A 12,978-nucleotide genomic window follows, 5' to 3' on the forward strand; every position below is an offset into this window, starting at 1 on the left:
AATAAACTTCATCCAGGCCGCAGGCCAACGTGAACGCGCCCCGGCCTACAGCCCCAGCACCGCGTTCATATCGAACAGCCCACGATCCATATCGGCCAGGAACCCCGCGGCCCGCACGCTGCCTTGGGCATAACCCTGCCGGCTGTTGCTGCGATGGGTGATCTCGACCCGCTCGCCCGCCCCGCAGAAGTACACCGTGTGCTCACCCACGATATCCCCCCCACGCACCACGGAAAAACCTATCGTGCCGGTCTCGCGCGGCCCCGTTTCGCCTTCGCGCGTCCAGGTCGCCACGTCGGGCAGGTTCACGCCCCAGGCCTGGGCCACGGTCTCGCCCATCTTCAATGCCGTGCCGGACGGCGCGTCCACCTTGTTGCGATGGTGGGCTTCGAAAACTTCCACGTCATAGCCGGAATTCAAGATCCGCGCGGCCAGCTCCAGCACCTTGAGCGTCGCATTCACGCCGATGCTCATGTTCGGCGCGAACACGATGGCGATGTCCTGGCTGGCGCGCTGGATGGCGGCACGCCCGGCATCGTCGAACCCCGTGGTGCCGATCACCATCTTCACCTTATGGCGCAGGCAGGCGTCCAGATGGACCAGGGTGCCTTCGGGCCGGGTGAAGTCGATCAGGCAGTCGGCCTGGGCGAGGGCGGCCAGGTCGTCGGTAATGCGCACGCCAGTCGCGCGGCCCAGGAAGGCGCCGGCGTCCGTGCCGACATCGCTGCTGCCTTGGCGGTCGAGCGCCACGGCCAGCTCCATGCCGGGCGTGTTGAGCACGGTTTCGATAAGCATGCGGCCCATGCGGCCGCCTGCGCCGGCGATTGCGATGCGCATAACGATGTCCTTCGGAACGGCGTTTTTACAGAGGCGTTGGCGAAGACGAGCCAGGGACGGGAATGGCTCCCGGCGTGCTGGAGTTCGTCGGCGCGGGCGGCGTGACCGTCACGTTGCCACGCACCTTTTCGTCCTCGCTCTTGGCGCGCTGGGCATCTTCCAGCGTCTGGCGGTTTTCCGCCTCGGAGCGCTTGACGTCCTGGTTGGCCAGCTGGAAGGGCTGCAGGTCAGGCTGTTCGTCGCCTTGCCAGCGCACCAGCTTGTCATCCTTGAACCAGACGGTGAACTTGCGCTCCTGCGACTTGCCGTAGCCGGGCTTGTAGTAATAGGGGAAATCCCAACGGTCCGCGTGCAGCACGCTGGTCAGGGTGGGGCTGCCCAGCGCGAAGCGCACTTGTTCGCGCGTCATACCGGTTTGCAGCAGGGCGACCTGCTCACTGGTCACCCAGTTGCCCTGTTGTACTGGAGCCTTATAGGGGAATCCCCATTTTCCAGAAGCGCAGCCGGCCAACGCAAAAACGATGGTTGCGGCGGCAAAACCCGCCTGCAGGCGGCGCGAAGAGATGCGGACGATGGTGGACACTAACGGGCCCCCGTAATGGATACTGGCAAAACCGGTATCATAAAGGTTTAAATCAAATCCAGTGCTGGCAGCGGATGCGCGGCTCGGCTTGCCGGTTCACGGCGGGCTGGCAACCCCCCTCCGGCGTCGGCGCAGCGGAAATTAACACACCATGACCGATCAAAGCGAATTGAAGACCATGGGTTTGAAGGCGACGTTCCCGCGCCTGAAGATTCTGGACATTTTCCGCAAGGCGGAACAGCGCCATCTTAGCGCGGAAGATGTCTACCGCGCCCTCATCAACGAAAACGTCGAAATCGGGCTGGCCACGGTCTACCGCGTCCTGACCCAGTTCGAACAGGCTGGCATCCTGGCGCGTAGCCAGTTCGACAGCGGCAAGGCCGTCTTCGAGCTCAACGATGGCGACCACCACGACCACCTGATCTGCACCAACTGCGGAAAAGTCGTGGAATTTTCCGATGTGGACATCGAAAAGCGCCAGCACAAGGTGGCCAAGGACAACGGCTTCTCGCTGGAATCCCACGCCATGGTGCTCTACGGCGTCTGCAGTGACTGCAGCGGCCGCCGTTGATTCACCACCGGCCGTAGCTGGCCACCCTCAGGTCGCCAGCATCTCCCGCGCATGCTTGCGGGTGGTGTCCGTAATGCGGATGCCCCCCAGCATGCGGGCGATTTCCTCGACCCGGTCCGACGCGTCCAGTTCCGTGATGCGCGACTGTGTCGTACCCTTGCTTTCGGCCTTGCTGACCCGGTAATGGGAGCCCCCGCGCGCCGCCACCTGGGGCAGGTGGGTCACGCACAGGACCTGGTGGCGCTGGCCCAGTTCACCCAGCAAACGTCCCACCACTTCCGCCACCGCACCGCCCACGCCGCTGTCGACTTCGTCGAAAATCAGGGTCGGTACGCGGGCCGCGCTACTGGCAATCACTGACAGCGCCAGGGAAATCCGCGACAGTTCGCCGCCCGACGCCACCTTGGCCAGGGCTCGCGGCGTCACGCCAGCGTGGCCGGCCACCTGGAATTCGACCACGTCATCGCCCTGCGCCGAGGCCGCGCCGGCCGCCACTTCCACTTCGAAGCGGCCGCCTTGCATGGCCAGGGTCTGCATGGCCTGGGTTACCAGCTTGCTCAAGTCCTTGGCGGTCTTGCGGCGCGCCGTCGTCAGTTTGGTGGCGGCCTTGGTGTACTCCGCCTGGGCTGCCTCGGTCTGCTTGCGCAGGGTGTCGACGTCGCCCGCCGCCTGCAGGGCGTCCAGTTGCTGGCGCAGGCTGGCGGCCAGTTGCGGCAGGGTTTCCGGTTCGACCTTGAACTTGCGCGCCGTCTCGAACACATCGCCCAGGCGCTGCTCGGCCTGCGCCAGGCGCGCCGGGTCCAGTTCGACCTTGCTGACATAGTTGTTGAGGTCGGACACGGCTTCGGTGATGGCGATGCTGGCCGATTCCAGTTCCTCGCAGACGCCCTTGAGCGCCGGATCGTGGCGCAACTGCTGCTGCAGCAGATGCAGGGCGGCGTTGACCCGGTTGCTGGCCGAATCGTCTTCGCCGTCCAGCGCCTCGATGGCCTGGGCGGCGCCGTCCAGCAAGGACTGCGCATGCGACAGGCGGCTGTGTTCGGTCTGCAGGACTTCCCATTCACCCGGCTGCGGCGCCAGGCGTTCCAGCTCGCCGGCCTGCCAGGCCAGGCGTTCGCGCTCGGCTTCGCGGGACGCGCTGTCGCGTTCGGCGGCTTCCAGCTGCTTGACGCGTTCGCGCCAGGTCTTCCAGGCCTGCCCCACCGTGCCGCGCAGTTCGCCATGGCCGCCATGGGTGTCCAGCAGGTCGCGCTGGGCGTCGGCGCGCATCAGGCTCTGGTGCGCATGCTGGCCGTGGATGTCGACCAGGCTGTCGCCCAGTTCGCGCAGCTGCGCGACGGTGGCGGGCACGCCGTTGATGAAGGCGCGGCTGCGGCCTTGCGGATCGACCACGCGGCGCAGGACCAGTTCGTCCTCGGCCTCGATTTCGCGCTCGGCCAGCCAGGGACGCAGGTGGTCCGGGGTGTCGAACACCGCGCTGATGTCCGCGCGCGTGGCGCCTTCGCGCAGCACGCCGGCGTCGGCGCGGCCGCCCAGCGTCAACGCCAGGGCGTCGATCAGTATCGATTTGCCGGCGCCGGTTTCGCCGGAAAACACAGTGAATCCCGCGCCGAAATGAATATCGGCCAGGTCGACAATGACAAAATCCCGGATATGCAGGGTGCGCAGCATGTTCGAGGGGGAGTTATTCGGGAGTCTCGGTCCCTTGCGGCATCAGGTTCCAATGCAGCTTGCGACGCAGCGTCGTGAAGAAGCTGTAGCCCTCGGGATGCAGAAAGCGGATGGTGTGCGGCGCGCGCCGCACGACGATGCGGTCGCCTGGCTGAAGATCAGACCAGGTCTGCATGTCGAAATGACAGGACGCGCCGCTTTCGACACGGCCCATCGCGGTGACGGTCATGCTGAGTTCGCTGGTGACCGGCAGGGCTATGGGACGGTTGGAAAGCGTTTGGGGAGCCACCGGCACCAGCAGCATGGCCGCGATGCCCGGGTGCAGGATGGGACCGTTGGCCGACAGCGCATAGGCCGTCGATCCGGTCGGCGTGGCGACGATCAGGCCGTCGGCGCGCAGCGTGTACATGAAGACGCCATCCAGCTCGACGCGCACTTCGATCATGCCGCCGCGGCCGGCGCGGTTCAGCACCACATCGTTCAGCGCCGACGCCGAATACATCTCCTGGTCGCCGCGCATGACGCTGCCTTGCAGCAGCATGCGGTCTTCGGCGACACAGTTGCCTTCCAGCACGCGGGCCAGCGCATTCTGCGCATCTTCCAGCGGAATGTCGGTGATGAAGCCCAGGCGACCGTGGTTGACGCCCACCAGCGGCACGCCAAACGGCGCCAGGTAGCGGGCGACGCCCAGCATGGTGCCGTCGCCGCCCATGACGATGGCCAGGGAGGCCTGCTTGCCGATTTCTTCCAGGGTGGCGACCGGATATTCCTCCAGGCCCGTATTGCGGGCCGTGTCGGCCTCGATCAACACCGCGCGGCCTGCCTGCGTCAGCATATGGGCGAGCGCGCGCAAAGGCGCATCCAGGCCGGTGTCCTGGTGTCTGCCGATCAAAGCGACGGTGGGAAAATGCATGGTCGAGCGCCGAGGTGGATCAAAAATCAAAGCTATTTTTCGTCGATTATATGGGGCCATATTTCGGTTTGCTGGACAAAATTGGCACCGTTGCAAAAAGATTCCTTAGAATAGCGCCATGGACGACCGCGCACGGGCACTACTGAAGGCGTTGATTGAACGCTATATCGCTGATGGACAACCCGTCGGCTCGCGAACGCTGTCCAAGGTCTTTGACCTGTCTCCGGCCACCATCCGCAATGTCATGGCGGACCTGGAAGAGAACGGCCTGATCCACAGCCCCCACACCTCCTCCGGCCGGGTGCCGACGCCGCGCGGCTATCGCCTGTTCGTCGATTCCCTGCTGGCGGTCCGTGGTTACGAATTGCAGCCCGCCATGATGGGCGAGATGCTCACCGCCGCCGAGCCCACCCGGGCGGTCAACGCGGCGGCGGCATTGTTGTCGAACCTGACCCAGTTCGCCGGGGTGGTGCTGACCCCCAAGCGGACCCAGGTGTTTCGCCAGATCGAATTCATCCGCCTGTCGGACAAACGCGTGCTGCTGATCATCGTCACGCCCGACGGCGACGTGCAGAACCGCATCCTGTTCGTGCAGCGCGATTACGCGGAACATGAACTGGTCGAAGCCGCCAACTTCTTCAATATCCATTTCGCCGGCAAGTCCTTCAACGCGGTGCGCAGCACGCTGGCGACGGAACTGGCGCAACTGCGCGAGGACATCTCCCGCCTGATGCAGGCAGCGGCCGAAGCCGGCGCCGAGGCGGTGGACGAGGGCGATTCCTTCGTCATCTCGGGCGAGCGCAAATTGCTGGAAGTGACGGATATCGCGTCCGACATGGACCGTCTGCGCAAGATGTTCTCGTTGTTCGAGAAAAAGACCGACCTGCTGATGCTGCTGGATGTGTCCAGCCGCGCCCAGGGCGTGCAGATATATATAGGCGGCGATTCGCAGCTGATGCCCGTCGAGGAAGTCTCGGTGATTACCGCGCCGTATGGCGTGGATGGCAAGGTGGTGGGCACGCTGGGGGTGATCGGCCCCACGCGCATGGCCTACGAACGGGTCATTCCCATCGTCGACATCACGGCCCGCCTGTTGTCCAACGCCTTGAGCCACAACCAATAACACGAGCACCAGCGCCAGCGCGCGGGGTGCTGGCGCGGCGCTCATCAAGAGGTGACTGTGTTTCTGCGCGCGTTCAAATACATCTGGCCGGAACGCTTCCTGCCGGAAGCCGAGCAAAACGATCCCTTTGCTGAACAGACCCCGTCGGGCCCCGGGAAAACGGGTGTCCTGCTGGTCAATCTGGGTACGCCGGACGAGCCCACCCCGGCGGCCATCCGGCGCTATCTGGCGGAATTCCTGTCGGATCCGCGCGTGATCGAGATTCCGCGCTACCTGTGGAAGCCTATCCTGCACGGAATGGTGCTGCGGCGCCGGCCGCAGCGTCTGGCGCCCCGTTATCGCGAGATCTGGATGGACGGCGGGTCGCCCTTGCTGGTGTACAGCCAGCGCCAGGCCCAGGGCCTGGCCGCTCTGCTGGCCCAGCGCGGGCTGCAGGTGGAGGTGGAACTGGGCATGCGCTACGGCAATCCTTCGATTCCGGCCTCCATCGACCGGCTGCGCGCCGCCGGCTGCGAACGGATACTGGTGGTGCCTTTGTATCCCCAGTACGCCGCCAGCACCACGGCGACGGTGGTGGACGCGGTGGCGCGCCATACCGCCCGGCTGCGCAACCAGCCGGAGCTGCGCTTCATCAAGCGTTTCCATGACGATGCCGGCTATCTGGAGGCCCTGGTCGCCCGCATCGAGTCCTATTGGCGCGACCATGGCCGGCCGCAGAAGCTGGTGATGAGTTTCCATGGCCTGCCGCGGTATTCGATCGAGCTGGGCGATCCCTATTACCAGGATTGCCTGCGCACCGGGCGCCTGTTGCGCGAACGCCTGGGCCTGATGCCGGAACAGGTCGAGGTGACTTTCCAGAGCCGCTTCGGCGCGGCCCGCTGGCTGGAGCCCTATACGGAGCCGACATTGCGCGAACTGGCGCGCCAGGGCGTGAAAGAGGTGGACGTCGTATGCCCGGGTTTCCTGGCGGATTGTCTGGAAACCCTGGAGGAAATCGCTCAGGAATGCCGCGACGCCTTTCTCCAGGAAGGGGGGCAGCGCTACCGTTACATTCCGGCGGTCAATGACGATGGCGTCTGGATAGGCGCCCTGGCCGACCTGGTGCAACGTAATCTGCAAGGCTGGCCGGCCTTGAAGTAGGCGGCCGGCGTTACCATGGTCGGACCTTCCCCCCTTTCAACGGGAGCCGACCATGAGCAAGCCTGCACATCCCTCCGAACCCCGCAAGCCCGTCCAGCCGCCCGCGACCGAACCGCCGGCTCCCGCGGAGACCGTGGAGCGGGATCTGGACGAGGCCTTGAGGGAGACTTTTCCCGCCAGCGACCCCATCGCCGTCGACCCCGAGCCGCGCCGCCGGTCCTGATCCGCCCCAGTCGCGCCGATCCGCCCCAGTCGCGCCGATCCGCCCCCGCCGCCGGGCCGGGGTGGGGGTAGTCGCCCGGCCGGCGGCATCCAGGAATCTCAAGAAAATCAGCCGTTTATTCCGTCGGACCGGTCATTCCGCCCATTAGTTGGTTTTTTTCGCACTTTCCTCAATCTCCCCGCTTGAAACGCGGGCATTGATCCCCATACTGGTTCGCGAACACCAATTGTTTCCCGGAGGAACTTTCCTATGACGGCACAGAACGAGCCTGCCGATAAAGGGCCCGAGATTGACCCCGCCACCGCGGCCCCCGCGTCCGCTGACGCTGCTGCCGCTGCTTCCGCCGATCCCCTGCTGGATCTGCAAGCCCAGCTGGCGGCGGCACAGGCCAAGGCCACCGAGCACTACGACCAGCTGCTGCGCACCCGCGCGGAGGCGGAAAACATCCGTCGCCGTGCCCAGGAAGACGTCTCCAAGGCCCACAAGTTCGGCATCGAGTCCTTCGCCGAGAGCCTGGTGCCCGTCATGGACAGCCTGCAAGCCGCGCTGGCCCAGCCGGACCAGACCCTGGAGGCCTTGCGCGCCGGGGTGGAAAGCACCCTCAAGCAGCTGACCAGCGCCTTCGAGCGCAACCGCCTGATCCAGATCGAGCCGGCCGCGGGCGAGAAGTTCGACCCGCACCAGCACCAGGCGATTTCCTCCATCCCGTCCGAGCAACCCGCCAACACGGTGGTGCAGACCCTGCAAAAGGGCTACCTGATCTCCGATCGCGTGTTGCGTCCGGCGCTGGTGATGGTTTCGGCCGGCCAGGGCTGAACGGATAGGTCCATGTCCAGCACCCAGGTTTTCGATCCGGCGCAGGTCTTCGAGATGTTCGGCATGCGTGCCGTCGACAGCGCCAGCTTCGACCGCATGGTCGTGCAGGCGCCCGGCGAAGACTTGCGTTGCATCTTCCTGTGGGGCCAGGACTGCTACAACTGCAACGTGTTCAAGCAGACTGCCATGCTGCACAAGGACGCCTTGCTGGACCTGGGCCTGAGCTGGTTCGAATGCAATGTGTACGACGATGTGGCGCTGGGGCAGCGATTTTCGCTGCACGGCGTACCGGCTTTCATGATGTTTCGCCAGGGCAAGCGCCTGGGACGGATTTCCGGCTGGCCCGGCCTGCCGCAATTCGCCGACGCGGTGCGGCGATTGCTGGCCGCCGCGGAGCCGGCAGCGGGATCGGGCAATAAGCAATAAGCCCTTGAAAAGTCAACGGTAGTCACCACTTAGTCTTGGAACGAAATTTCCTTTCCCATTTTTCAAAACATAATTCTTCAAGGTAATCCATCATGAGCAAGATCATCGGCATCGACCTTGGCACTACCAACAGCTGCGTGGCTGTGATGGATGGCGCCTCGGTCCGCATCATCGAAAACGCGGAAGGCGCCCGGACCACCCCCTCGATCATCGCCTACATGGACGATGGCGAAACCCTGGTGGGCGCGCCGGCCAAGCGCCAGGCCGTCACCAACCCGCGCAACACCCTGTACGCCGTCAAGCGCCTGATCGGCCGCAAGTTCGACGAAAAGGCCGTGCAGAAGGACATCAACCTGATGCCCTACAAGATCAGCAAGGCTGATAACGGCGACGCGTGGGTGGAAGCCCAGGGCAAGAAGATTGCCCCGCCGCAAGTGTCGGCCGAAGTGCTGCGCAAGATGAAGAAGACCGCCGAGGACTTCCTGGGCGAAGAAGTGACCGAAGCCGTGATCACGGTGCCGGCCTATTTCAACGACAGCCAGCGCCAGGCCACCAAGGACGCCGGCCGTATCGCCGGCTTGAACGTCAAGCGCATCATCAACGAGCCCACCGCCGCGGCCCTGGCCTTCGGCCTGGACAAGACGGAAAAGGGCGACCGCAAGATCGCCGTGTATGACTTGGGCGGCGGTACGTTCGACGTCTCCATCATCGAAATCGCCGACGTCGACGGTGAAAAGCAGTTCGAAGTGCTGTCCACCAACGGCGACACGTTCCTGGGTGGCGAAGACTTCGACCAGCGCATCATCGACTACATCATCGGTGAGTTCAAGAAGGAACAAGGCGTCGACCTGTCCAAGGACGTGCTGGCCCTGCAACGCCTGAAGGAAGCGGCGGAAAAGGCCAAGATCGAACTGTCGTCGGCGCAGCAGACCGAAATCAACCTGCCCTACATCACCGCCGATGCGTCCGGTCCCAAGCACTTGAACCTGAAGCTGACCCGCGCCAAGCTGGAAGCCCTGGTGGAAGAGCTGATCGAGCGCACCATCGAGCCCTGCCGCGTGGCCATCAAGGATGCCGGCGTGAAGGTGTCGGAGATCGACGACGTGATCCTGGTCGGCGGCATGACCCGCATGCCCAAGGTGCAGGAGAAGGTCAAGGAATTCTTCGGCCGCGATCCGCGCAAGGACGTCAACCCCGATGAAGCCGTGGCCGCCGGTGCCGCGATTCAAGGTTCGGTGTTGTCGGGCGACCGCAAGGACGTGCTGCTGCTGGATGTGACGCCGTTGTCCCTGGGTATCGAAACCCTGGGTGGCGTGATGACCAAGATGATCACCAAGAACACGACGATTCCGACCAAGTTCTCGCAGACTTTCTCGACCGCGGACGACAACCAGCCGGCCGTGACGATCAAGGTCTTCCAGGGCGAACGCGAAATCGCCGCCGGCAACAAGGCGCTGGGCGAGTTCAACCTGGAAGGTATCCCGCCGTCGCCGCGTGGCACGCCGCAGATCGAAGTGACCTTCGACATCGACGCCAACGGCATCCTGCACGTGTCGGCCAAGGACAAGGGCACGGGCAAGGAAAACAAGATCACCATCAAGGCCAACTCGGGTCTGTCGGAAGAAGAGATCCAGCGCATGGTGAAGGATGCCGAGACCAACGCTGCCGAGGATCATCGGATTGCTGAACTGGCCAAGGTCCGCAACGAAGGCGATTCGCTGGTGCACCAGACCCGCAAGTCGCTGACGGAGTATGGCGACAAGCTCGAAGCTGCCGAAAAGGAAAGCATCGAGGCTGCCATCAAGGATCTGGAAGAGATCCTGAAGGACGGCGACAAGGAAGCCATCGAAGCCAAGGTGCAGGCATTGGCCACCGCTTCGCAGAAGCTCGGCGAAAAGATGTACGCCGACATGCAGGCGCAGCAAGCCGGGCAGGCGCAACAGGCGGCTGACAACGCCAAGCCGGTGGACGACAACGTCGTCGACGCCGACTTCAAGGAAGTGAAGCGCGACCAGTGATGGTTGATCTTCTTGTAATTCAGTAAGTCAGTAAATACGCCCGGCCCCGGAGATTTCCGGTGCCGGGCGCGATCGTATAAACGGCGGGCTTGCGGGCCGCTCGGCAGGTAGCCGGGCCTACCGGGGCGGCGCCCGTCGAATCCCGCCTCTGGAATATCATGGCAAAACGTGACTATTACGAGATTCTGGGCGTTGCCAAGAACGCCACGGATGATGAGATAAAGAAGGCCTACCGCAAACTGGCCATGAAGTACCATCCGGACCGCAATCCGGACAATAAGGAATCGGAAGAGAAGTTCAAGGAGGTCAAGGAAGCGTATGAAATCCTGACCGACGAACAGAAGCGCGCCGCTTATGACCGCTACGGCCACGCGGGCGTGGATCCGAATGCGGCGGGCGGTATGGGCGCTGGCATGGGCGGCGGTTTCGCCGACGCCTTTGGCGACATCTTCGGCGAGATCTTCGGTGGCGCCGCGGGCGGCCGTCGTGGCGGTCCGCAGGTGTATCGCGGTGCCGACCTGAAGTATTCGCTGGAAATCACACTGGAACAGGCGGCCAATGGATTCGATACCGAAATCCGCGTGCCCAGCTGGGAAAAGTGCGATACCTGCCACGGCTCGGGCGCCAAGCCGGGCACGTCGCCCAAGACCTGCCACACTTGCGGCGGCTCCGGCGCGGTGCGTATGCAACAGGGTTTCTTCAGCGTCCAGCAGACCTGCCCGACCTGCCATGGCACGGGCAAGGAAATTACGGATCCCTGCGTGGCTTGCGATGGCGTTGGCCGCATTCGCCGCAACAAGACCCTGCAGGTCAAGATTCCGGCCGGTATCGACGAAGGCATGCGCATCCGCTCCAGCGGCAATGGCGAGCCGGGTGTCAATGGTGGTCCGGCGGGCGATCTGTATGTGGAAATCCACATCAAGCCGCACAAGATTTTCCAGCGCGATGGCGATGATCTGCACTGCGAGCTGACCATTCCCTTCACCAGTGCCGCCTTGGGCGGGGAACTGCAGGTACCGACCTTGGGCGGCAAGGCCGAGATCTCCATTCCGGAAGGCACGCAGTCCGGCAAGACCTTCCGTTTGCGCGGCAAGGGCATACGGGGCGTGCGCGGCAGCTATCCGGGCGATCTGTATTGCCACGTCGTGGTGGAGACGCCGGTACGCCTGAGCGAAGAGCAGAAGACGATACTGCGTCAGTTCGAGGCGTCGCTCAACGATGGCGGCGACCGTCATTCGCCGCAAAGCAAGTCGTGGACGGATCGGGTGAAGGAATTCTTCAGCTGATTTCTTCCGCCGCCACGTCCTGATTTGTTCGGGGCGTGGCCGGGTGACCAGAATCCGAGCCGGGCATATTGCCTGGCTCGGTTTTTTTTTGGCCATCCGAGTTAGGCGCATTTCCCCGTCTTTTTTTCCGCGGGCCCGCCGTACGCGGAACTAGTCGCCGCCAGGGATCTACCCACGCAACGAGCATCCCGCATTGCCGGTGTTGTCGCGGATCTGCTGGCGCGGCGGCTGGCCATGCCTTTGTCGAACGACGACGCTCTGGCGGCGCTGCGAATTCAGGAAGGAAGACGGAAATGAATCACGAAATACGAGATTTGGCCTCGGCGGCCGCGGACGGGGCCGCGGGCTCCCAGGCCGGTGACCTGGATGCGGGCTATCCCGTGCGGCCTTTGTCTTTGGTGTTGGGTGCGGCGCCAGGAGGTGGTGCCGATATTCTCGCCCGCGCGCTGCTGGCGGATATCGCGGCGGACCTGGGACAGCCTGTCACCATCGATTATCAGCCTGGGGCGTCGGGCAATATCGGTGCGGCGCGCGTGGCGCGTGCGCGGTCCGATGGCTACACGATCTTGTTGAGTACCCGCGCGGCCACGCTGCACAAGACGATGTACCCGTATATGGACTACGACTTCGCGCGTGATCTCAAGCCGGTCGGCATGGTGGCGACGATGCCCGTTGTCGTGGTCATGGGCAATCACGTTGCCGCCGGTGATCTGCCGGACGCGATTGAACTCGCGCGATTCAGCCCGGGCCGTTATGTGTGCGCGTCGGTGGGGATGGGAACGACCAATCATGTGTTGTGCGAAATCCTGCAGACGGCGGCGGGCATGCGTTTCCAGCACATTCCTTATCAAAGCTCCGCGGCGGCCTTGAGCGATGTGGTTGCGGGCCTGGTCGATTTTCTTTTCACACCTTTGTCCGCGGCCTTGCCGCACATCAAGTCGGGCCGCGTGTGCGCCGTGGCGGTGACCTCGAAACTGCGTATCGCGGAGATTCCCGACGTTCCCACGATAGAGGAGGTCGGTTTCGCCGAGATGGGTGTGGACGACTGGTACGCCATCATGGTGCCCACCGGCACGCCCAAGGGCGTCATCGCCCGCTTGAACCGGTCACTGAATACCGTGCTGGCCAGCGAAGACGTCCGCCTGCGACTCGCGCGTCTCGGCTATATGGCGCCAGGGTGATTCCAGGCGCTGTTCCATTGATTCACTCTGATCCCGGGGCATGGGCAAAGCGCCATGCTCATGGGAACCGGTGGCGACCCACGGCCTACATACCCGAAACGTGTCGCGGGCCTCAGTGGTTCTTCGATGAGAGCCTGCTTATTGGGAGGCTGGAAATGGGACTGAAAATAGCCAGGAATTTTATCGCCTC

13 protein-coding genes are annotated in these 12,978 nt (G+C 63.8%); 9 read left to right on the plus strand and 4 right to left on the minus strand.

Going from position 1 to position 12,978, the window contains the following annotated elements; genetic code table 11:
- Window positions 1-45: 45 nt before the first annotated feature.
- Together dapB and CEY05_RS25655 are read right to left on the minus strand one after the other, a co-directional pair.
- On the minus strand, window positions 46-837 hold the full coding sequence (dapB, locus tag CEY05_RS25650) for a 4-hydroxy-tetrahydrodipicolinate reductase (RefSeq protein WP_088600114.1): 792 nt from the start codon (window positions 835-837) through the stop codon (window positions 46-48).
- Window positions 838-862: 25 nt separating this feature from the next.
- On the minus strand, window positions 863-1,411 hold the full coding sequence (locus CEY05_RS25655) for an outer membrane protein assembly factor BamE (RefSeq protein ID WP_088600178.1): 549 nt from the start codon (window positions 1,409-1,411) through the stop codon (window positions 863-865).
- A gap of 160 nt (window positions 1,412-1,571) precedes the next feature.
- On the opposite strand from CEY05_RS25655, the gene fur reads away from it, so the two are divergent.
- Window positions 1,572-1,991, plus strand: coding sequence for a ferric iron uptake transcriptional regulator (gene fur, locus CEY05_RS25660; RefSeq protein ID WP_088600115.1), 420 nt, complete (start codon window positions 1,572-1,574; stop codon window positions 1,989-1,991).
- A 27-nt stretch (window positions 1,992-2,018) separates the two neighbouring features.
- Here the strand turns inward: fur and recN are convergent, their stop codons facing one another.
- The gene (recN, locus tag CEY05_RS25665) at window positions 2,019-3,662 is read right to left on the minus strand and encodes a DNA repair protein RecN (protein ID WP_088600116.1); all 1,644 of its coding nucleotides are present in this window, start codon (window positions 3,660-3,662) and stop codon (window positions 2,019-2,021) included.
- Between the two features lie 13 nt (window positions 3,663-3,675).
- Window positions 3,676-4,575 (minus strand): NAD kinase, encoded by a 900-nt coding sequence (locus tag CEY05_RS25670; protein ID WP_088600117.1) that lies wholly within the window; start codon window positions 4,573-4,575, stop codon window positions 3,676-3,678.
- Window positions 4,576-4,693: 118 nt separating this feature from the next.
- Between CEY05_RS25670 and hrcA the strand changes: the two genes are divergently transcribed.
- From hrcA to CEY05_RS25705, 8 genes are all read left to right on the plus strand, one after another.
- Complete coding sequence (hrcA, locus tag CEY05_RS25675) at window positions 4,694-5,698, plus strand: heat-inducible transcriptional repressor HrcA (protein ID WP_088600118.1); 1,005 nt, start codon at window positions 4,694-4,696, stop codon at window positions 5,696-5,698.
- Window positions 5,699-5,755: 57 nt separating this feature from the next.
- Window positions 5,756-6,838, plus strand: a complete 1,083-nt coding sequence (gene hemH / locus CEY05_RS25680; protein ID WP_088600119.1) for a ferrochelatase — start codon at window positions 5,756-5,758, stop codon at window positions 6,836-6,838.
- 52 nt (window positions 6,839-6,890) lie between these two features.
- Complete coding sequence (locus CEY05_RS31530) at window positions 6,891-7,061, plus strand: hypothetical protein (protein ID WP_198952906.1); 171 nt, start codon at window positions 6,891-6,893, stop codon at window positions 7,059-7,061.
- A gap of 249 nt (window positions 7,062-7,310) precedes the next feature.
- Complete coding sequence (gene grpE / locus CEY05_RS25685) at window positions 7,311-7,877, plus strand: nucleotide exchange factor GrpE (protein WP_088600120.1); 567 nt, start codon at window positions 7,311-7,313, stop codon at window positions 7,875-7,877.
- A 12-nt stretch (window positions 7,878-7,889) separates the two neighbouring features.
- The gene (locus tag CEY05_RS25690; RefSeq protein ID WP_088600121.1) at window positions 7,890-8,303 is read left to right on the plus strand and encodes a co-chaperone YbbN; all 414 of its coding nucleotides are present in this window, start codon (window positions 7,890-7,892) and stop codon (window positions 8,301-8,303) included.
- Between the two features lie 92 nt (window positions 8,304-8,395).
- Complete coding sequence (gene dnaK, locus CEY05_RS25695) at window positions 8,396-10,321, plus strand: molecular chaperone DnaK (RefSeq protein ID WP_088600122.1); 1,926 nt, start codon at window positions 8,396-8,398, stop codon at window positions 10,319-10,321.
- Window positions 10,322-10,479: 158 nt separating this feature from the next.
- A complete protein-coding gene (gene dnaJ, locus CEY05_RS25700; protein WP_088600123.1) occupies window positions 10,480-11,607 on the plus strand; it encodes a molecular chaperone DnaJ in 1,128 nt (375 codons plus the stop codon).
- Between the two features lie 293 nt (window positions 11,608-11,900).
- Complete coding sequence (locus CEY05_RS25705; protein ID WP_088600124.1) at window positions 11,901-12,788, plus strand: tripartite tricarboxylate transporter substrate-binding protein; 888 nt, start codon at window positions 11,901-11,903, stop codon at window positions 12,786-12,788.
- Window positions 12,789-12,978: the final 190 nt, after the last annotated feature.

Source organism: Achromobacter sp. HZ34 (assembly GCF_002209485.1).
Taxonomy (GTDB): Bacteria; Pseudomonadota; Gammaproteobacteria; order Burkholderiales; family Burkholderiaceae_B; genus Bordetella_C.